This is a genomic window from Flavobacterium plantiphilum (assembly GCF_046000495.1).
In the GTDB taxonomy this organism is placed as follows: Bacteria; Bacteroidota; Bacteroidia; order Flavobacteriales; family Flavobacteriaceae; genus Flavobacterium; species Flavobacterium plantiphilum.
Genome location: NZ_JBELQA010000009.1, coordinates 52,472 through 70,524 on the forward strand (window position 1 = coordinate 52,472; position 18,053 = coordinate 70,524).

Sequence of the window (18,053 nt, forward strand, 5' to 3'; positions counted from 1 at the left end):
AATGCTTTTATTATAAGTGAAATAAATCTGATTAAGTACGACTACTTAATTGGCAACAAAATATTTCTTTTGGAACCAGAATGCTACATTTACCAATGCGATTAAAGCCGGAACTTCTACCAAAGGACCTATAACACCTGCAAAAGCCTGTCCGCTATTGATACCAAATACACCAATAGCCACTGCTATAGCCAATTCAAAATTATTTCCCGTAGCCGTAAAGGCAATAGCGGTACTTTTAGAATAATCGGCTCCAAAATATTTTCCTGTAAAAAAACTTATGATAAACATAATTACAAAATAAATCACCAATGGAATTGCAATTCGAACCACATCCATCGGAATCTGAACAATTAATGCTCCTTTTAAACTAAACATAATTACAATAGTAAACAACAAAGCGATTAATGTGATTGGAGAAATCATAGGTATAAATTTCTGTTGAAACCATTCACTACCTTTAAAGTAAATCAGACTATAACGACTAATGATTCCTAAGGCAAACGGAATCCCTAAATAAACAGCAACACTTTCGGCAATCTGAGCAATACTAATAGCAACTTCAAATCCTGAAAAACCAAAATAAGGAGGCAAAACAGTGATAAATACATAGGCATAAACACTGTACAGCACCAGCTGAAAAATACTGTTTAAAGCAATAAGGCCTGCTGCATATTCGCGATTTCCTTCAGCAAGGTCATTCCACACCACCACCATAGCAATACATCGGGCCAAACCAATTAAGATGACACCAATCCTATATTCCGGATAGTCTTTTAGAAAAACAAGTGCCAGTAGAAACATCAAAACAGGACCTATAATCCAATTAAGAAACAGCGAAGCAGTCAATATTTTGATGTTTTTAAAAACCGCCCCCATTTCTTCATATTTTACTTTAGCTAAAGGAGGATACATCATAAGAATCAATCCGACAGCCAGTGGAATATTAGTTGTTCCGCTGGAAAAGGAATTAATAAACGATCCGCTGGAAGGAAAAAAATTACCAATAAGAACCCCAAAAACCATCGCCAGGAAAATCCAAAGAGTCAGGTAACGGTCTAAAAAGCTAAGTTTTTTTCTTTTAAATGCCGGAGCACAATCTACAACTGACATACTATTTTTTTATTTGTGAAAAAACATAAAAGAGCTCGGTACCAATCTGAATACTTCTTTCTTCGTACTTCTCAGCCTGTTGCGGTGTATTATCAAAAGCTTTGGGATCTTCAAAAGTTATTGGAATACGTTTTTCTGCACCGGCAATAAAAGGACAACCTTCGTCAGCCTGAGAACAGGTCATAATTGCAGCAAATTGAGATTGCGGATTAAAGCTATCATCATAGGTTTTAGAAAATCCTATAACGGGATGCGCATTTTCTGAAAATTTAATACTATAAACAGGATTCACTCCTTCTTCAATAATCGTAATTTGGAATCCTTGATTGGTCAAGGTTTGAGCTACCATTGGGAATAAAGCAGTAGCTTCGGTTCCGCCGGAATAGCAAAATACATTCTTAACATCATAATAAGCCGCTGCTGTTTGTGCCCAGACTTGCGATAAATGACTTCTTCTGGAATTATGGGTACATATCAAATTTAGTCTTACTTCCTGATTATTGTTTACTTTATTCTGGATAAAATCTACCAAAGGTTGTAATACCAATTTTCGATCTTCAGCTATGTTTTCGAATTTAAAATTCTGAATTACTTTTTCAATTTCTGAAAATACTTCTGGTTGGGTTGCAGTCATTTTTAATGTTTTGAGTTTAAAGTGAATTTATTTAGCAACAACTGCCTCCAGGTGTACAACTCTGAGATTGAATTGTAATTTCGCCTGCTTTTACTTTTTGTTTTTCCTGAGGAATCCCACATTGCTCTACAGCTAAACAGGCAGTCTTTTTGTTTAACAGAATAAAGTTTTTTCCATCAAAGTCTAAATCGTACTTACCGATTGTAGTTGACTGATATTCGACTTCTATTTCAGAATCTTCAATTCCCAATATCTTTTCAGATAATGCAATAATATTTAAAAGTTTCGAAGGTTTTAAACGATGCTCAAAATCATTAGCATCCCAAAGCTGAAAATTAACTTTCTTTTCATTTCTGACTATACCTCCACAGTCAATAAATTTTTTATTTATTAGTCCTATTTCGGTTACATGAAAATGTTCCGGAACAGCAGTTCCATTTTCTAACACAAAATCAACATGATTTATACTGCCTAATATATGCTTGATTTCTGATAAGTTCATGACTTTATAATTTTAAATTTAACAACATTGATTAGTATTATCAAAATAACTGTCTAAGCTTTCAAAAAAAGATTTTATTTTTCTAAAACCTTCTTCGTCCAGACAATAACAAATAGCATTTCCTTCAAGATTTCCTTTAATCAAACCTGCATTTTTCAGTTCTTTCAAATGTTGGGATACTGTAGGCTGAGCCAGTGGCAGTTCATTTACAATATCTCCGCAAATACAACTCCTCACTTTAATTAAATACTGTATAATGGCTATTCTGGCCGGATGACCAATAGCTTTAGCCAAGCCGGACAATTGATTTTGCTCTTCTGTAAAATTTTCACTTTTAGTAATACCCATCGTTATATTTTTATATTGCAATATTACGATAATAAAATCAAACTGCAATGTTAATTTTTAAAATAAAAAAAACTCCTTTAAAATCAATTTCTTTAAAGGAGTTTGTATATGTTAGATTACTTGTTTAGGAATGGCATGAAAACCAATTGATTTAACGCGTTTTTCAATCTCATCAATACTAATTACTTTGTTTGTAAGTACGGTAAATTCTCTGGGAAAAATGGAATTATTAAGTTGTACCTCAGTGATTCCATCCAATTTTAAAAGATTTTCTCTGATTGCCTTTAATTCACTGTCTTCTTTAGCATCAGTACCAAACACTTTTCCGTGTTCTCCGGGAATAACATTATCTGTCAATAAACTCATGATTTTTATATTTTAAATTAATACTATTGTCGTAGTGACATAGTTTGTATCAGTTAAATTTAAACATTTATCACGGATTAACTTTTAATTACAGTCTCAAATTTTTGTGAATTTTTCGAGTTATTTAACATTCTTTTCTGTTTCTATACTTAGGAACTGCTCTAAAATTAAAAAACCACAACATAAAAATGTTGTGGTTTTTTTAGTATTTAAAAAGGAATTACTTTTTAGTCATTGTAAACATTTGAACCATGTTCGTGAATATCTAATCCGTCAATTTCTTCTTCTTTAGTAACTCTTAGTCCCATTAATTTTTTAAGGATAAAAAGGATAATAAAAGTAGTCACCATTGCCCATGCACCTATTGCAACTACCCCAGTTACCTGAACACCTAATTTCTCAAATCCACCACCATAAAGCAAACCTCCATCGGTAGCAAACACACCTACTAGGATAGTACCTAAAGCACCACATACACCGTGTACAGAAACAGCTCCAACCGGATCGTCAATTTTAAGTTTTTTATCAATAAATTCAATAGAGAACACAACGGCTATACCACAAATCAATCCAATCCAGAAAGCTCCCATCGCACTTACAGCAGCACATCCAGCAGTTACACCTACAAGTCCTGCTAAAACACCGTTTAACGTCATTGAAACATCCGGTTTTTTATAAATAATCCAAGTAACAAACATTGCTGCTAAAGCTCCGGCTGCACCTGCTAAATTTGTTGTAATGAATACTCCTGCAACTGCTAAAGCATTGTCTCCAGAAATAGCTAACTGAGAACCCGGATTAAATCCGAACCAGCCTAACCAAAGAATAAACACTCCCAAAGCACCTAAAACAATATTGTGTCCAGGTATTGCGTTTGAAGATCCGTCAGCATTATATTTTCCAATTCTAGGTCCTACCATTGCAGCAGCAACCAAAGAAGCCCATCCTCCTAAAGAGTGCACAACAGTTGATCCCGCAAAATCAGTAAAGCCCATTTCAGCTAACCATCCGCCTCCGTTCCAAACCCAGCTTCCTGAGATAGGATAGATTACTAATGTCATCAATAAAGAGAAAAATAAGTATGTTGTAAATTTTGTTCTTTCAGCAATCGCTCCTGAAACGATAGTTGCAGCAGTTGCAGCAAAAACAGTCTGAAAGAATAAACTGTGCATATCAGCAGCAGAATCAAAAAACAAACTTGGTGTCCCTATAAAACCACTAATTGAATCTCCGTACATTAAAGAGTAACCTATTGCCCAGAAAGCAACACTACCAATACAGAAATCCATTAAATTTTTCATTATAATATTTCCTGTGTTTTTAGATCTTGTAAAACCAGCTTCTACCAAAGTAAAACCAGCTTGCATGAAAAACACTAAAATTCCGCAGATCAATACCCACATTAAGTCTAATACAGCATTCGTATCCATAATATATATTTTTATTAGTTAATTTTAAAAAATGTTTTAGTTAACAGCGTCTGTTCCTTTTTCTTTAGTTCTGATTCGGTATGTCTCAATAACATCAGAAACGAATACTTTTCCGTCCCCTACCATTCCGGTACCGGCAGCATTTAAAATAGCATCGACAGTTCTTTCTAAAAAAGGATCAGAAACAACAATAGAAATGTATCTTCTTTGGATATCAGAAGTACTGTAAGTAATTCCTCGGTATACATGTCCTTCTTTTTCATTACCAACACCGGTAACATCCCAGTAGGTAAAAAAGTTAACCTCAATTTGGTGTAAAGCTTTTTTTACTTCATCAAATTTTGATTTTCGTATCACTGCTTCGATTTTTTTCATAATAAGTGGATTTAAATTGATTTATGGTAAAAGTTTTTTATTGTTTATTTATTTATAGTCTTTCAATTATAAATTTTGGTTTAAATTTTCTACTTGTTTTTTGGATTAGCTTGTTTTCTCATTTGTAATTTAGTTTTGGCTGAATGTTTTTTAATTTTTACTGCTTTGTCTTTTTTGGAAGATTGTTAATATTTTGTTGTTTTGTTATTGATAATGGCGAATTTATTAACTTTTGGTTTAAAAAAGTCAAAGAATTAATATTTTTTGCTCAAAATCCGAAAGAATTATCAATAACCGAAAATCAAATCAAAATAATAGATAAAATTTAATTTCAACTTATGTATTTTGATTTATTCACAATATATTTTGAATAGGTACCCTTAAAAAATAGGGGTATTATATAATTTTAACACTTAAAAAAGAGCAAAAAACATAATTTTAAACATAAAAACACGTTTTGAGTCAAAAAAAATAGGGTACAGAGCAAAATATTTAAAAAAACAAGCATTTCTATTAAAGCAAAAAAAAGAGCAGCTCTGTATATAAAAACAAAAAAAATGCTCTTATAAGAAAACGTTTTTAAAAGCAGTTTGTTTAAGAAGCAAACAATAAAAGCAAAAAAACATATTACAGAGTAATCGATACAAACAGGGAATTGATTTCCGTTTTTTTAATCTCTTTAATTTATTACAAAAAAAAGAAACCCTTTCAGTCAGAGACTAAAAGGGTTGTGTGAATTATTTAAAAAAAATGAAATTATAGTTTTGGCATATTGGTAACCAGCGTTTCAATAAACTTACTGATAGGACCTTTTACCATCATGGCCATCATGGGATTAAAACTTCCTTCGAAATCTAATTTTACAGCACTTGAATTAACAGAAACACGATCAATAACAGCTATAAGAGTAAAAGGCACTTTATCAGATGCAGAACCAAAGACAATTTTATTGGGAGCCATCTTTTCTTTAATCTTCAATTGAATTTCAGGCATCCCTTTTAATCCAAACAAAAAAGAATCTTCTCCGATAACTTCAAACTTAGCAATGTTTTCCGGCATCAGTTTTTCAAAATTCTTCATGTCAGTCAACAATTCAAACAATTCCTCTGCCGATTTTTCAACGTTAACTTTTGGACTTTCTAAGTTCATGATTGTTTTATTATTTAGTCTCTACTTGTCCCCAAGTCGAAGGAGTAACACTCCATTCTCTTAAAGTTTTTTCTTCTTTTTCAGTAATGTAACTTTTAGCCACAGCCAAATTCAGTAGATTCTGATAATTACTTAATGTATATAAATCTAATTTTGCTTTTTTAAAATTTTCTTCAGCAACATCAAATCCATACGTAAATATAGCCGCCATACCTTTAATATTTGCTCCTGCTGCACGTAAAGCTTCAACAGCCAGTAAACTACTGTTCCCGGTACTAATTAAATCTTCAACCACTACAACATTCTGCCCTTTTTGAAGGAAGCCTTCCACCTGATTCTGGCGACCGTGTTTTTTAGGTTCAGGACGAACATACACAAAAGGCAACCCCATGCTTTCGGCAACGAGCATACCTATACCGATAGCTCCTGTAGCAACACCGGCAATTACATCTGGTTTCCCAAATTGTTTCTCAATATTTTTTGCAAATTCATCTCTGACATAATTTCGTATGCTTGGAAATGAAAGAATTAGACGGTTATCACAATAAATCGGTGATTTCCATCCGGAAGCCCATGTAAAAGAATTTTCAGGATTCAATTTAATTGCATTTATTTGTAAAAGCAATTCGGCTGTTTTTTCGGCTGTATCTTTATTAAAAATCATAGTACAAATGTATAAAGTTTTTGTTAACGACAAACCACTTTTTTTGACAAATAAAATCTCCAGAGAGACAGATTTTCAGTTGTTTTTATTAGAAAGTGTTGATATCAAACAAATTATAATCAAAATCTTTCAAAATAAAATTCAAAAAGCCTATCTCTACCATCCTGATGAGAAAGAGATTATGAAAACTCTAAAATCTAAAATCCCTGTAAACAAAGCTGGAGGAGGCTTAGTTTATAATAAAAAGGGAGAGGTTTTATTTATCTTTCGAAATGGAAAATGGGATTTACCTAAAGGCGGTGTCGAAAAAAAGGAAGAAATCGAACAGACCGCTATGCGTGAAGTAGAAGAAGAAACCGGAGTGAATCAGTTACGGATTACCAATAAATTACAAAAAACCTATCATGTTTTTAAACGTAATGGTGTTTATAAATTAAAAGTTACCCATTGGTTTGAAATGCATTCTGATTTTGAAGGAACACCACAGGGACAACTCGATGAAGGCATTGAAAAAGTAGCCTGGATTCATCCTGATGCAATTCCCGAGATCCTGAAAAACTCCTATGAAAACATCAAACTATTATTTGAAAAAGAAGAAGAATTAAAATTGTAATTTTAACAGGACAAAGCAGATTGCGAAATAAATGATTTCAACTAACGATTAAATATATTTAACTATGGGATTATTTTCAGCATTACTTGGAAACGCAGGAACGGTCAGCCAGGAAGATTTACTAAAAGATTACGGAAAATTATTAATTAATGGCGAAGAAATTGAACTGGGTTTTAAACTTATCCGGGACGTATTTATTTTCACCAACAAAAGGCTTATTTTAGTTGACAAACAAGGTTTAACAGCAAGTAAAGTCGAATACAAATCAATTAGTTATAAAAGCATTTCAAGATTTAGCATTGAAACCGCCGGGACTTTTGATTTAGAAGCCGAATTGAAAATCTGGGTTTCCAGTGAACAAGTTCCAAGCATCAGAAAACAATTCAACAAATCAGTGAATGTGTATGATGTTCACAATGTTTTAGCAACACACGTTTTAAAATAAAGACTTCTGATATTTTTTTTACAGAAAATGAAAAAGCTATCTTAAAGTTACTCACTTCAAGATAGCTTTTTGTATAATTTAAGCCTGATTATCTGGAATAATTTGGAGCTTCTTTAGTAATCGTAACATTATGAGGGTGGCTTTCAGAAATTCCGCTTGAAGTCAAACGAACAAAACGTCCTGTTTCCTGTAATGTAGCAATATCTTTAGCACCACAATACCCCATTCCTGCACGAAGTCCACCAATAAACTGCAGCATGCTTTCGTTTAATTCCCCTTTGTAAGGTACACGACCTACAATTCCTTCCGGAACTAGTTTCTTCACATCATCTTCTACATCCTGGAAATAACGGTCTTTAGAACCTGTTTGCATTGCTTCCACAGAACCCATTCCTCTGTAAGATTTGAATTTTCTTCCTTCAAAAATAATTGTTTCTCCCGGAGATTCTTTAGTACCGGCTAAAAGCGAACCTAACATTACACAATCAGCTCCTGCCGCTATCGCTTTAGGAATATCTCCTGTATAACGAATTCCACCATCAGCAATTACAGGAACACCTGAGCCTTTAATAGCTGCTGCTACTTCTAAAACAGCAGAAAACTGAGGGAATCCAACACCTGCCACAATACGGGTAGTACAAATAGAACCAGGTCCGATTCCTACTTTTACTCCATCGGCTCCATTTTCAACTAAATATTTGGCAGCTTCCGGTGTAGCAATGTTTCCAACAATAACATCTAAATCCGGAAATTGTGCCTTAACTAATTTCAAAACATCTACCACACCTTTAGTATGTCCATGAGCGGTATCAATAATAACAGCATCAACACCGGCATTTACTAAGGCTGTAGCTCTTTCAACTGCATCGGCAGTAACACCTAAAGCTGCAGCTACACGCAAACGTCCAAATTTATCTTTATTAGCATTTGGTCGTTGATTTAATTTAGTAATATCTCTAAACGTAATCAGACCTACTAATGTGTTATCTTTATCTATAACAGGAAGTTTTTCAATTTTATGTCCCTGTAAAACAACTTCTGCCTGCTCCAATGAAGTTCCTTCGGCAACCGTAACCAGATTTTCACTGGTCATAACTTCAATAATTGGTCGGGTACTGTTTTTTTCGAAACGCAAATCACGATTGGTAACAATTCCTTTTAATTTTTGATTTTCATCAACAACCGGAATTCCGCCGATACCGTATTCCTTCATTGCTAATTTAGCATCCGCTACAGTAGCGCTAAGTGGCAAAGTAACCGGATCGATAATCATACCTGATTCGGCACGCTTTACTTTTCTTACTTTAGCAGCTTGCTGCTCAATAGTCATGTTTTTATGTAAAACACCAATTCCTCCTTCTTGAGCCATAGCAATTGCCATAGAACTTTCGGTCACGGTATCCATAGCTGCAGATACAATAGGAACGTTAAGCGTTATGTTTCTTGAAAATTTTGTTTTGATACTCACTTCGCGAGGAAGCACATGCGAGTAATTAGGAACTAATAATACATCATCGTAAGTTAAACCTTCTCCGATAATCTTTGAGTTGTGTGCTATCATGTTGCAATTTCTAGTTGAATTGCGTGCAAATATAGCAAATTATTTTGACTTTTTATAATTCAAAATCCAATTTATTTAACAGTTGCTTATACTTATTATCAATAAGGGGGTTCATTACTGTCTTTGAAAATAAAATTAAATCCAAATTGAAACGAAAGACTATTCGCCTTAGAAACATCACGATATTCTAATAAATTATCAGCCATAAAATACATATTGAACTTTCCTAAATTAGCTGACAGTCCCAATCCTACATTCGTATAAGAATATGAGTCTAAGGTATAAGTTGCTTTAAGATGTAATTGATCAGAAATATGCCGCTGATAAAATCCCGTCAATGCAGTTATAGGAGTTCGGGGTGTACTCATCACAAAAAGCTGAGCCCCTACAGCATTCTTATATGTTTTTTCTCCGGATACACAAAGACAATCTTCATCAGCAGCTCTTCCAAAAGAGTATTGATAAGAAGCATTTAATTTTACAGGACGCCAGGTAGTATATTTATTGTATAAAGTATCTAAAGGAATCGCTTCTCTAAAATCATCATAAACGCTCTCCGGATCATTGGTATTTGAGAAATCAGGATTAATCCCTTCGTAGTTGTAATACCCTTTCAAGGTATAATTTTCAATGTCTTTGCTATGATTTACAAATCCTACATCAAGAATACTGGCTGTAATCTGAGTATTCTTTTTAGGATAATAAGTAAAACCTACGTCAAAACCTAAACCCATATCTCCGCCAAACAATACTTGTTTCTGAATATCTCTGGCTATATCTCCCTCATATTCATCTGCTATATATTTTGAAATTCCTGAAGTTTTCAATTCCAGATTTGAATTAATTATCTGATTATAAACCGTGGTATTCGAATTAGTAGTAATTATGGAACCTGAATTTTGTGTAGAAGTTGCATTAAAACTGCTAAAATAAATTTTACCTCTTGCTCCTACTGTTAATTTATCGGAAACATTTTTATGAAATCCCAAATGCAAAACGGTAAGGACTTCAGCTTTTACACTTAAATCAGCCAGATTAAAAGATTTCCCAATATAATTCTGATTACCGTCTAAAGCTAAAATAGCCAGATCTTTTGGCATATAAGCAAACAAATCAAACTCCTGATACAAACCAAAAGAAAGATATCCTTTATTATCCAGCCAGTCTCCAAGTTTTATTCCACCATTAAGAATTTCTATTTGTTCGTTTACCGCTGCATGATCGCGTCGGCTGGTTGAATACACCACATTTCTTAATTTCTGATTGAAATCGACTCCGTCATTGGCAAACAAATCATACGCTGAAAATCCGGATGAAGCGGCTTTAAAGGAAAAACCGGAAAGTAAAGGGATACCAAAATAATATTTGTATTTAAAATCGGCGCCGGGATTTGTCATTAACGATTGCGGAACTGACGTAAAATTATATAATAATTGTTTGTTTTGTGAGAAACAATTTAGCGAAATTAAAAAGAAACCAACCACAACAATTTTTCTCATTCTATTTCTAAATATACGGTTGCACTGGAACGTAACTGTAAATTTCCTGTGGTATTTGGGGTAAAAGCCTGACCGGACTTTACCGACAATGCAAATTGAAGTTTTCTGGTATTTTTGAGCAATTGTAATTTAGCATTTTCAAAAATCTCCGTTTTGCTGACTATAATTGGCGCTGCTGTTGAAGCAGGAATATTAAAAGGGATAGTGTACAAAACCTGATCATCATTATTCAGCATAACAATATCAGCTTTAAAAGACCTGTTTATAGTATTTGTAATTTCAAAATAACAATCTGCTTTTTGTAAATAATCATTGAGATACCTGTCTCTGAAAATATCAAAATCCTGAGAATCAAAAACCAAATCATATTCTGAACCATCATCAGCCAGAAAATCAGTGGCTGCCACATTAAAATAGCTCAGATTTCCTTCGACTACAGGTTCTAATTTCAAATCATTAGCCTGATCAAAATTTAAATCACTTGAACAGGAAAAAGAGCACATTATCAAAAATGCCCAACACGTTATTTGAAACAGATAATATTTTTTCAGCATAAGAATTCAAATACTTTCAGACTAAGAGAACGAAAATCAGAAAGTTTTATTATAAAAATTCATAATTAATAAAAAGCACCAAATAACTTTGAAGCCTCATTATAAGCACTTTCAAAACTCAGAGGATTCAGTTTTATATTTTCCTTATTAGCGGTAAAATAAGATAATAATTTTTCTGTTGGCATATTCCCTGTGAGTTCATCTTTAGCCATAGGACATCCACCAAAACCCTGAATTGCACCATCAAATCGACGACAACCCGATTGATGAGCGGCTTGAATTTTTTCAAACCATTTATCATAAGTAGTATGCAAATGAGCTCCAAATTCCATCTGAGGATATGCCGGTATTAAATTCGAAAACAAGTACCGTATAACTTCCGGAGTTGAGCTTCCAATGGTGTCGGACAGCGAAAGTATTTTAACTCCCATTGCGGCTAATTTTTCTGTCCACTCCCCTACAATATTCACATTCCATGGATCTCCATAAGGATTCCCAAACCCCATAGATAAATAAGCAACAACCTCTTTATTGTTGTTTGATGCTATTTCCAGAATTTCCTGTAAACTCACAATTGATTCAGCTATGGTTTTATGAGTATTACGCATCTGAAAATTTTCGGAAATAGAAAAAGGAAAACCTAAATACTGAATTGCTTCAAATTGCGCTGCTATCTCAGCCCCTTTTGTATTAGCAATAATTGCTAATAATTTACTTTTAGTTTGTGATAAATCCAATTGATCTAAAACCACCGCGGTATCCTGCATTTGCGGAATAGCTTTTGAAGAAACAAAACTTCCAAAATCAATGGTGTCAAACCCCACACGCAATAAAGACTGAATGTACGCCACTTTCTTCTCGGTAGGAATAAAAGTTTTAATGCCCTGCATGGCATCACGTGGGCATTCTATAATTTTTATTGGTTCCATAGATTTCAAAGATACTAAAACTTGCAAAGTGGCAAAATTTAGAACTCATAAAAAAAGCGTAACCTTATTAAGAATTACGCTTTTACTTTTATCTTTTTTTTGAGTTAGTTTACATCCTGCTCAAAATCTTTTTATTGATAGCTTTTACTAAGGCCGGACCTTCATAAATAAAACCGGTGTAAAGCTGTACTAAGCTGGCGCCTGCATCTAACTTTTCAATAGCATCTTCAGCGGAATGAATTCCTCCCACTCCAATAATTGGGAACGCTTTATTGCTTTTTTGAGAAAGAAAACGAATTACTTCAGTAGAACGTTTGGTTAACGGTTTTCCTGACAATCCGCCCATTTCGGCTTTATTTTCTGACTGTATACCCTCACGCGAAATAGTTGTATTGGTTGCAATTACACCTGCAATTTGAGTTTCTTTTACAATATCTATAATATCTAACAATTGCTCATCGGTCAAATCAGGAGCAATTTTAAGCAAAATTGGTTTTTGTTTTGGCTTAGCCAAATTTTTATTTTGCAAAGTCTGCAACAGCTGTGTCAACGGTTCTTTATCCTGCAAAGCGCGTAAATTTGGCGTGTTTGGAGAACTTACATTTACCACAAAATAATCGACATAATCATACAAAGCATCAAAACAGATTTCGTAATCCGAAGTAGCTTCTTCATTAGGAGTTACTTTATTTTTACCAATATTCCCCCCTATTAAAACTCCCGGATTGGATTTTAATCGTTCTACGGCTTCCATTACGCCACCGTTATTAAATCCCATACGGTTGATAATTGCTGAATCCTCTCTTAGTCTGAACAAGCGTTTTTTAGGATTTCCTTCCTGACCTTTTGGCGTTAAGGTACCAATTTCAATAAAACCAAAACCAAAATGAGACAATTCCTTGTATAATTTGGCATCCTTATCAAAACCCGCTGCAAGTCCAACAGGATTTTTAAATTTTAAACCAAAGACTTCCGTTTCTAATCTTTTGTCATTAACAACATACAATGATTTATAAATAGCCGAAAAACCAGGGATTTTAGAAGTAATACGAACTAATGAGAATGTAAAATGATGTATTTTTTCCGGATCAAAACAAAAAAATAGCGGTCGGATAAGCTGTTTATACATAGGATTTTAATTTGTGTGCAAAAATAGAATTATATAAACGAATAAGAAATAATTGGTCTGCTTTTTTTAAGAACTCATTCTACTATTTTTTAAATTAAAATTAACGATCTGAAACAATCAGAATGTGTTTTCAAACAAAACTTTCAGTACTTTTAAATAAAAATATTACAGAATGAACATCAATAAAAACTGGCATCAAAAACATAGTGATAATCTAAGCTGGGGCAGCAGAATTGCAGACAGCGTGGCAAAAGGAATGGGCTCCTGGAGTTTTATAATCATTCAAACCGTATTTGTAATGATATGGATGGGACTTAATCTTATTGCTTATTGCAAACATTGGGATCCCTATCCTTTTATATTACTAAATCTTTTATTCTCCACACAAGCCGCTTATGCGGCTCCCATAATTATGATGGCGCAAAACCGCCAAAACGAAAGAGACCGTATCCAGGCTCAGGAAGATTACCAAACAAATAAAGAGGCTAAAATAGAAATTGAGGCATTGGCTGCAAAACTTAATTCTATTGAAGTGGAAAAATTAGATAAGATAATCAAAATGTTAGAAAATAATTCATGAATCTGATTACTCCTTTTAATAATATCGGGTAATATCGGGATTGAATTGAAAATTTAATTCTTTCAGTTTTTTAGTATAAAAAAAATTAAAAAATTTATCGTATTATTTAAAACAAGTCTAAATAAAAACTGTAGTTTTGTGAAATCATTAACAAGTATTTTTATAGTAATTAATATTTCACAAAAAATGAAAAGAGTATGTCTTATAAATACAAAGAAAGTATTTAAATTAGCATTAACCATTAGTATTATAATGGGACATTTGACTATCCTGGCTCAACACAGGAATAGTAGTATTAGAGGAACTGTTACGACAAAGGATGGCAAGCCGGCAGAATTTGTAAATGTTACTATCGAAGGAGGTAAATCTGCTCAGGTAGATACTAAAGGTAAATATATCCTTAAAGATATTCAAGCAGGTAATTATGTACTTATAGTAAATTATGTAGGTTTAGAAGAACAGAAACGTGAAATAATTTTAAAGGAAGGAGAAAATCAAATACAGGATTTTATTCTTTCAGAAAACAATCAACAATTAGAAGAAGTAGTAATTAATGGTGGACGAACCAACAAATTCTCTGTCAAAAAAACCACTACTTCCGCTAAAATGCCTTTAAGCAATTTAGAAAACCCTCAAATTTATACCACTATCCCTAAAACCCTTCTAACAGAACAAATGGTTACAGAGTTTAGTTTATCCCTTAAAAATTCTCCGGGAGTCTATAAACTTCAAAATAACAGAGGGATTAACAGTGATGGGGCTTCCTTTTATGCTATGCGTGGATTCAGAACAGAAGCCGCTTTTGTTGACGGAGTACCATCGCAAACTAATGGAGAAATAGAACCTGCTAACATTGAGCGTGTTGAATTAATCAAAGGACCATCCGGAACACTTTTTGGAGGTGCAGTAGTTTCTTTTGGCGGATTAATTAATATCGTAACAAAGAAACCTTTGGATACTTTAGGTGGAGAAGTGAATTTTACTACAGGCAGTTATGGATTAAACCGTTTGAGTGCTGATGTATACGGACCTGTTAACAATGAAAAGAAATTATTTTTCCGTATCAATACTGCTTATCAAAATCAAAGTAGTTTTCAGGATGCCGGTTTTAAAAGATCTTTTTTTGTAGCTCCTACGCTGGAATATCGTTCCAGCGAGCGTTTAAATCTGAGTTTAACTGCAAGCTTTTATTCGCTGGAAGGAACAAGTCCTGCTACTATATTCCTAAACAGAGTACGCCCCTATATAGCCACTACTCCGGCAGAATTAAATTTTAACTGGAAAAGATCATTCACCAGTAATGATTTAGTTATGAAGAACCCAACGGTAAACATCAAAGGGCAAATCAATTATAAACTTTCAGATAATTGGAACTCACAAACTATTTATTCAGCTAACAGCCGTAGATCAAACGGATTTTATCTTTATTCTTTCTTAAGAGGAGCTACAAGCGATGAAATGTTAGAACGCAATGTATCATTACAAAATACAGTTAATACTGCAACAGATTTACAGCAAAATTTTATTGGAGACTTTAAATTATTAGGATTACGTAACAGAATGGTAATTGGTCTTGATTATTTAAATCAAACTATTAATAATGATAATTCTCCGTATATCGTTTTTGACAATGTAAGTGGTTTGAATCCACAAGATGCAAACTATACTAAAATATCTAAAGCAGCTGTTGAGAGCAGACTAGCAACATCTACAGCAACACCAACTAAAAACAACACTAAGGCTAATATTTACAGTGTATATGCTTCAGATGTATTAAATATTACCGATAGATTAATGGGAATGCTGAGTCTTAGAGTGGACCGTTTTCAAAATCGTGGAACTATTAATCAAGCAACTGCAACTCTTTTGGCGAATTCTGAATACATGCAAACTGCTGTATCACCTAAATTTGGTTTGGTTTACCAAATCCTTCCGGATCGTATTTCCTTATTTGGAAATTACATGAATGGATTTGCAAACGTACCACCAGTAACGCAAACTGCACCAAACGTTTCAGGAACTTTTAAACCACAGCACGCCAATCAATATGAAGGAGGTATCAAAACCGATCTTTTTCAAGGAAAATTGAGTTTTACAGCGAGTTATTATGATATTTCGGTAAGTAATATGACTCGTCCTGAAGAAGTAAATATTGGAGGACAAAATTATGTGGTTACGGTGCAAAACGGAACACAAAAAAGCAAAGGAGTAGAACTGGAATTGATTGCAAATCCTATTGAAGGATTAAATATAATTGCGGGTTACAGTTATAACGATAGTAAACTTACAAAATCTACAACGGCACTTGAGGGAAGACGTCCGGCATCAGCAGGTCCAGCTACTTTAGTTAATTCATGGGTTAGTTATGCTTTTCATAAAGGAAAAATTCAAGGTCTTGGTATCGGTACAGGTATAAATTATATTGGAAAACATCTAACCGGAAACTCCGCAACTACAGGTGTATTTACTTTACCAAGTTATACTTTACTAACTGCTACCGTATTTTATGACAGACCCAGATATCGAATTGGATTAAAAGTAGACAACCTTACTGATGAACTTTATTTTACAGGCCAGGGAACATTGACAGCGCAACCACCAAGAACCGTCGTTGCGGGTCTTACAATTAAATTTTAATTTTCAAACCATCATAATTACACCACTAGTTCAATTCAAACTAGTGGTGTTTTTATATCTTAAAAAAATAAAAATCAGCTTGAATATTAGGTTTGACTTCTTATGCTTTAAAATTACTCTATCTTTGCATCCCAATAAAAAAATACCACTTTATGCAAGATATCATTGATCGCTTTATTAGTTATGTAACTATTGATACGGAATCTGACCCAAATTCCGAAACAACTCCAAGTACCGAAAAACAATGGATTTTAGCCCATAAATTAGTTGAAGAATTAAAAGCCATAGGAATGCAGGATGTAACCATCGATGATAAAGCATACATCATGGCGACATTGCCTGGTAATGTAGATCATGAAGTTCCAACAATAGGTTTTATTTCTCATTTTGACACTTCCCCTGATTTTTGCGGAGCTAATGTAAAACCACAAATCTTGAAAGATTATGACGGAAAAGATATTGTACTAAATGCAGAACAAAACATCGTGTTATCCCCTAATTATTTCAAAGATTTATTACAATATAAAGGACAAACCTTAATTACTACAGACGGAACAACTCTACTTGGCGCAGATGATAAAGCCGGGATTACCGAAATTGTAACTGCGATGGAATACCTGATTAAAAATCCGGATATTAAACATGGCAAAATCAGAATTGGATTTACACCGGATGAAGAAATTGGTCGCGGAGCACATCATTTTGACGTAGAAAAATTTGGTGCTCAGTGGGCTTACACTATGGATGGAAGTCAGGTAGGCGAATTAGAATATGAAAACTTTAATGCCGCAGGAGCAAAAATTACGTTCAAAGGAAAAAGTGTTCATCCCGGTTATGCCAAAGGCAAAATGATTAATTCCATGTTAGTCGCCAATAGTTTTCTTAATGAATTACCTTCTGACGAAGTACCTGAAAAAACCAAAGGATATCAGGGATTCTATCATGTACATCATGTTACAGGAAGCATCGAAGAAACAATTGTTGAATTAATCATCAGAGATCACAACAGAAAAAAATTCGAAAAAAGAAAAGAAAAAATCAATAAGATAGTCCGTAAAATCAATAAACAATATGCAAAACAATTAGGAGAAGATATTGTTATTGCTGAAATCAAAGATCAATATTACAACATGAAGGAAAAAGTACTTCCTGTAAAACACATTGTTGATATTGCTGAAAAGGCCATGCGAGATTTAAAGATCAAACCTATTATAAAACCTATTCGTGGCGGAACCGATGGTTCTCAATTATCGTATATGGGATTACCATGTCCCAACATTTTTGCCGGCGGACACAACTTTCATGGTAAATACGAATATGTTCCGGTTGAAAGTATGCAAAAAGCTGTATCTGTAATTGTAAAAATTGCAGAGCTAACCGCTCTTCCTGATTATGGACTGGAAGATACAAAAACAAAAAAAAGAAAATAATCAGAATTACATTTATTTCAAGCAAAAAGTCCCAAAATCTGGGGCTTTTTTTTATCTCTTTATAATCTTTTAAGTACTTGTATAGAAAAACTTAA

At 33.7% G+C, this 18,053-nt stretch carries 19 protein-coding genes; 5 read left to right on the forward strand and 14 right to left on the reverse strand.

Features of this window, described 5'->3' with window-relative positions:
* Positions 1-45: 45 nt before the first annotated feature.
* The 9 genes from arsB to pyrE all read right to left on the reverse strand — a co-directional run bounded on the left by arsB (position 46) and on the right by pyrE (position 6,581).
* Positions 46-1,113 (reverse strand): ACR3 family arsenite efflux transporter, encoded by a 1,068-nt coding sequence (gene arsB, locus ABS764_RS14495; protein WP_408082508.1) that lies wholly within the window; start codon positions 1,111-1,113, stop codon positions 46-48.
* A 1-nt stretch (position 1,114) separates the two neighbouring features.
* The gene (locus ABS764_RS14500; protein WP_408082509.1) at positions 1,115-1,747 is read right to left on the reverse strand and encodes an arsenate-mycothiol transferase ArsC; all 633 of its coding nucleotides are present in this window, start codon (positions 1,745-1,747) and stop codon (positions 1,115-1,117) included.
* Positions 1,748-1,778: 31 nt separating this feature from the next.
* On the reverse strand, positions 1,779-2,249 hold the full coding sequence (locus tag ABS764_RS14505) for a DUF6428 family protein (protein WP_408082510.1): 471 nt from the start codon (positions 2,247-2,249) through the stop codon (positions 1,779-1,781).
* 18 nt (positions 2,250-2,267) lie between these two features.
* Entirely contained in the window at positions 2,268-2,597 is a 330-nt protein-coding gene (locus ABS764_RS14510) for an ArsR/SmtB family transcription factor (RefSeq protein ID WP_408082511.1), read from the reverse strand.
* A 111-nt stretch (positions 2,598-2,708) separates the two neighbouring features.
* Complete coding sequence (locus ABS764_RS14515; RefSeq protein ID WP_408082512.1) at positions 2,709-2,963, reverse strand: heavy-metal-associated domain-containing protein; 255 nt, start codon at positions 2,961-2,963, stop codon at positions 2,709-2,711.
* 227 nt (positions 2,964-3,190) lie between these two features.
* Entirely contained in the window at positions 3,191-4,393 is a 1,203-nt protein-coding gene (locus ABS764_RS14520) for an ammonium transporter (RefSeq protein WP_408082513.1), read from the reverse strand.
* 36 nt (positions 4,394-4,429) lie between these two features.
* Complete coding sequence (locus ABS764_RS14525) at positions 4,430-4,768, reverse strand: P-II family nitrogen regulator (protein WP_408082514.1); 339 nt, start codon at positions 4,766-4,768, stop codon at positions 4,430-4,432.
* Positions 4,769-5,524: 756 nt separating this feature from the next.
* On the reverse strand, positions 5,525-5,917 hold the full coding sequence (locus ABS764_RS14530) for an SRPBCC family protein (protein WP_408082515.1): 393 nt from the start codon (positions 5,915-5,917) through the stop codon (positions 5,525-5,527).
* 10 nt (positions 5,918-5,927) lie between these two features.
* Positions 5,928-6,581, reverse strand: coding sequence for an orotate phosphoribosyltransferase (pyrE, locus tag ABS764_RS14535; RefSeq protein WP_408082516.1), 654 nt, complete (start codon positions 6,579-6,581; stop codon positions 5,928-5,930).
* A 7-nt stretch (positions 6,582-6,588) separates the two neighbouring features.
* Between pyrE and ABS764_RS14540 the strand changes: the two genes are divergently transcribed.
* Positions 6,589-7,194, forward strand: coding sequence for an NUDIX hydrolase (locus tag ABS764_RS14540; RefSeq protein WP_408082517.1), 606 nt, complete (start codon positions 6,589-6,591; stop codon positions 7,192-7,194).
* 64 nt (positions 7,195-7,258) lie between these two features.
* The gene (locus ABS764_RS14545; protein WP_408082518.1) at positions 7,259-7,639 is read left to right on the forward strand and encodes a PH domain-containing protein; all 381 of its coding nucleotides are present in this window, start codon (positions 7,259-7,261) and stop codon (positions 7,637-7,639) included.
* Between the two features lie 88 nt (positions 7,640-7,727).
* Here the strand turns inward: ABS764_RS14545 and guaB are convergent, their stop codons facing one another.
* The 5 genes from guaB to ABS764_RS14570 form a co-directional block, all read right to left on the reverse strand.
* The gene (guaB, locus tag ABS764_RS14550) at positions 7,728-9,200 is read right to left on the reverse strand and encodes an IMP dehydrogenase (protein WP_408082519.1); all 1,473 of its coding nucleotides are present in this window, start codon (positions 9,198-9,200) and stop codon (positions 7,728-7,730) included.
* Between the two features lie 98 nt (positions 9,201-9,298).
* Positions 9,299-10,699, reverse strand: coding sequence for a DUF5723 family protein (locus tag ABS764_RS14555; RefSeq protein ID WP_408082520.1), 1,401 nt, complete (start codon positions 10,697-10,699; stop codon positions 9,299-9,301).
* Entirely contained in the window at positions 10,696-11,202 is a 507-nt protein-coding gene (locus tag ABS764_RS14560) for a hypothetical protein (RefSeq protein WP_408082521.1), read from the reverse strand. The genes ABS764_RS14555 and ABS764_RS14560 overlap by 4 nt, the downstream gene beginning before the upstream one ends.
* Positions 11,203-11,318: 116 nt before the next feature.
* Positions 11,319-12,182, reverse strand: a complete 864-nt coding sequence (locus ABS764_RS14565; protein WP_408082522.1) for a hydroxymethylglutaryl-CoA lyase — start codon at positions 12,180-12,182, stop codon at positions 11,319-11,321.
* Between the two features lie 109 nt (positions 12,183-12,291).
* Complete coding sequence (locus ABS764_RS14570) at positions 12,292-13,311, reverse strand: quinone-dependent dihydroorotate dehydrogenase (protein WP_408082523.1); 1,020 nt, start codon at positions 13,309-13,311, stop codon at positions 12,292-12,294.
* Positions 13,312-13,483: 172 nt separating this feature from the next.
* Between ABS764_RS14570 and ABS764_RS14575 the strand changes: the two genes are divergently transcribed.
* From ABS764_RS14575 to pepT, 3 genes are all read left to right on the forward strand, one after another.
* Positions 13,484-13,891, forward strand: a complete 408-nt coding sequence (locus ABS764_RS14575; protein WP_408082524.1) for a DUF1003 domain-containing protein — start codon at positions 13,484-13,486, stop codon at positions 13,889-13,891.
* Between the two features lie 186 nt (positions 13,892-14,077).
* Complete coding sequence (locus tag ABS764_RS14580; protein ID WP_408082525.1) at positions 14,078-16,528, forward strand: TonB-dependent siderophore receptor; 2,451 nt, start codon at positions 14,078-14,080, stop codon at positions 16,526-16,528.
* Between the two features lie 152 nt (positions 16,529-16,680).
* Entirely contained in the window at positions 16,681-17,958 is a 1,278-nt protein-coding gene (pepT, locus tag ABS764_RS14585; RefSeq protein WP_408082526.1) for a peptidase T, read from the forward strand.
* The last annotated feature ends 95 nt before the right edge of the window (positions 17,959-18,053 follow it).

Coding starts and splice junctions, on each gene's coding strand:
- arsB (WP_408082508.1), bottom strand. CDS start 1,113: ATGTCAGTTGTAGATTGTGCTCCGGCATTTAAAAGAAAAAAACTTAGC.
- ABS764_RS14500 (WP_408082509.1), bottom strand. CDS start 1,747: ATGACTGCAACCCAACCAGAAGTATTTTCAGAAATTGAAAAAGTAATT.
- ABS764_RS14505 (WP_408082510.1), bottom strand. CDS start 2,249: ATGAACTTATCAGAAATCAAGCATATATTAGGCAGTATAAATCATGTT.
- ABS764_RS14510 (WP_408082511.1), bottom strand. CDS start 2,597: ATGGGTATTACTAAAAGTGAAAATTTTACAGAAGAGCAAAATCAATTG.
- ABS764_RS14515 (WP_408082512.1), bottom strand. CDS start 2,963: ATGAGTTTATTGACAGATAATGTTATTCCCGGAGAACACGGAAAAGTG.
- ABS764_RS14520 (WP_408082513.1), bottom strand. CDS start 4,393: ATGGATACGAATGCTGTATTAGACTTAATGTGGGTATTGATCTGCGGA.
- ABS764_RS14525 (WP_408082514.1), bottom strand. CDS start 4,768: ATGAAAAAAATCGAAGCAGTGATACGAAAATCAAAATTTGATGAAGTA.
- ABS764_RS14530 (WP_408082515.1), bottom strand. CDS start 5,917: ATGAACTTAGAAAGTCCAAAAGTTAACGTTGAAAAATCGGCAGAGGAA.
- pyrE (WP_408082516.1), bottom strand. CDS start 6,581: ATGATTTTTAATAAAGATACAGCCGAAAAAACAGCCGAATTGCTTTTA.
- ABS764_RS14540 (WP_408082517.1), top strand. CDS start 6,589: ATGTATAAAGTTTTTGTTAACGACAAACCACTTTTTTTGACAAATAAA.
- ABS764_RS14545 (WP_408082518.1), top strand. CDS start 7,259: ATGGGATTATTTTCAGCATTACTTGGAAACGCAGGAACGGTCAGCCAG.
- guaB (WP_408082519.1), bottom strand. CDS start 9,200: ATGATAGCACACAACTCAAAGATTATCGGAGAAGGTTTAACTTACGAT.
- ABS764_RS14555 (WP_408082520.1), bottom strand. CDS start 10,699: ATGAGAAAAATTGTTGTGGTTGGTTTCTTTTTAATTTCGCTAAATTGT.
- ABS764_RS14560 (WP_408082521.1), bottom strand. CDS start 11,202: ATGTGCTCTTTTTCCTGTTCAAGTGATTTAAATTTTGATCAGGCTAAT.
- ABS764_RS14565 (WP_408082522.1), bottom strand. CDS start 12,182: ATGGAACCAATAAAAATTATAGAATGCCCACGTGATGCCATGCAGGGC.
- ABS764_RS14570 (WP_408082523.1), bottom strand. CDS start 13,311: ATGTATAAACAGCTTATCCGACCGCTATTTTTTTGTTTTGATCCGGAA.
- ABS764_RS14575 (WP_408082524.1), top strand. CDS start 13,484: ATGAACATCAATAAAAACTGGCATCAAAAACATAGTGATAATCTAAGC.
- ABS764_RS14580 (WP_408082525.1), top strand. CDS start 14,078: ATGAAAAGAGTATGTCTTATAAATACAAAGAAAGTATTTAAATTAGCA.
- pepT (WP_408082526.1), top strand. CDS start 16,681: ATGCAAGATATCATTGATCGCTTTATTAGTTATGTAACTATTGATACG.